Annotated in this window: 3 protein-coding genes; all 3 read left to right on the top strand. The window is 66.0% G+C overall.

Going from position 1 to position 1,722, the window contains the following annotated elements:
• On the top strand, positions 1-454 hold a 454-nt coding region (locus tag FJY73_14410), incomplete at its 5' end, for a hypothetical protein (GenBank protein ID MBM3321852.1).
• 123 nt (positions 455-577) lie between these two features.
• Complete coding sequence (locus FJY73_14405; protein ID MBM3321851.1) at positions 578-901, top strand: hypothetical protein; 324 nt, start codon at positions 578-580, stop codon at positions 899-901.
• A gap of 137 nt (positions 902-1,038) precedes the next feature.
• Positions 1,039-1,722, top strand: a 684-nt coding sequence (locus FJY73_14400; protein ID MBM3321850.1) for a 23S rRNA (cytosine(1962)-C(5))-methyltransferase RlmI, incomplete at its 3' end; no start/stop codon positions are given.

Below are 1,722 nucleotides of genomic sequence, written 5' to 3'. Positions count from 1 at the left end.
CGCGAAGAGACGCAGGGAGAGCAGGCATTCCTCCACGCGCCCGAGCTTCCCCGAAATCTACATGAAGATGGCCTTCCTGCTCGCGCGCCGGAGCACCTGCAAGCGCCTTCAGGTCGGCACGGTGATTGCCTCAGCCGACTTCCGCCGGATCCTCGCGGTCGGCTACAACGGAAACGCCACCGGCCTTCCGAACACGTGCGACCGCGACGTGGAGGGGAACTGCGGCTGCCTTCACAGCGAGGAGAACGCGGTGATCAACTGCGCGGAGCCGCGCGAGACGAAGAAGATCGTGCTCGTCACGCACCTTCCGTGCGTGATGTGCGCGAAGCGGCTGATCAACCTCGGCGGCGTCACGAGAATCTACTACGCGCGCGAGTACCGGAACGCCGAGTCGATCGCCATCCTCGAAGGGTCGGGCATCGAGGTCGTGCAGCTTCCGGAATCGGAAAGCTGATCGAGGGCGCGAGCGCTTTCACTGGCCGCCGCGGACGTTTCGTGATACAAAGGGCGAAGAAGGGGCGGTCGCCGGTCCGAACGCCCCGCAATCGACGGATGCGCATCGTTTCGGAGGAGATCGATGGCTTACACGTACGAGGAACTCGCGGCGAAGAACGTAACCGAGCTTCGCGAGATCGCCAAGGGAATCGACCATGAGGCGGTCCACGGCCACAGCACGATGCACAAGGAACCCCTCGTGAAGGCGATTTGCGCGGCGCTCGGGATCGACACGCGCGCGCATCACCGGGTGGTGGGGATCAACAAGGCCGATGTGAAGGCGAAGATCCGCGCGCTCCGCGCGAAGCGCGACGAAGCCCTTCGCGCGCGCGATTCGAAACAACTCAAGTTCGTGCGCCGCCGGATCCATCACCTGAAGCGGATGATTCACAAGGCGACCGTTTAAGCGCGTTCTTGCCGCAGACGCGCTCCGCGTCCTCGCGACGAAAACGCGCGCAAACCAGGCCGTCCTGAACAACATGAGGATTCCCGCCTGGTGCGGCGCCGGCCGAGACGAGGCGGAGAGACCCTCTTCGAGCCGCGATGCCCTCTCTCATCCTGAAGCCAACCGGGCGGAAAGCCCTTCTCCGTCGCCACCCGTGGATCTTCTCGGGCGCCGTCGGAGCGGTCGAGGGAAGCCCGTCGGCCGGCGAAACGGCGGATGTCCTCGGCGAGAACCGCGCGCTCCTCGCGCGGGCCGCCTTCTCCCCTCGCTCGCAGATCGCCGCGCGCGTCTGGACCTTCGATCCGAACGAGACGGTCGGGCCCGCGTTCTTCCGCGCGCGGATCGAGAGAGCCGCCGCATTCCGCCGGACGATCCTTGATCATTCAATGGTCAATGCGTACCGCGTGGTGAACGCCGAGGCGGACGGACTCCCGGGCCTCGTCGTTGATCGCTACGACGCATTCCTCGTGTGCCAGTTCGCGTCGGCCGGCGTCGAGTGTTGGAAAGAGGAAATCGTGAAGGCGCTCGGCGAGATCCTCGCGCCCGAGGGGATCTACGAGCGTTCGGATGTCCTCTCCCGCGCGAAGGAGGGGCTGGAGCCGGCGGTCGGTGTTCTCGCGGGGCGCGAGCCCCCTGATCGAATCGAGGTGCGGGAAGGGCCGAACCGCTTTCTTGTCGACGTGAAGGCCGGCCAGAAGACCGGGTTCTACCTCGACCAGCGCGAGAACGGGGAGGTGGTCTCCCGGTTCGCGCGGGACGCGGAGGTGCTGAACGCCTTCGCG

It is taken from the genome of Candidatus Eisenbacteria bacterium, from assembly GCA_016867715.1.
Taxonomy (GTDB): Bacteria; Orphanbacterota; Orphanbacteria; order Orphanbacterales; family Orphanbacteraceae; genus VGIW01.
Note: the sequence above shows the minus strand (reverse complement) of the source record. Positions and strands in the feature narration are given on the sequence as shown.

Bases quoted from the DNA above. Each gene is read 5' to 3' on its own strand.
- FJY73_14405 (MBM3321851.1), top strand. From the start codon at position 578: ATGGCTTACACGTACGAGGAACTCGCGGCGAAGAACGTAACCGAGCTT.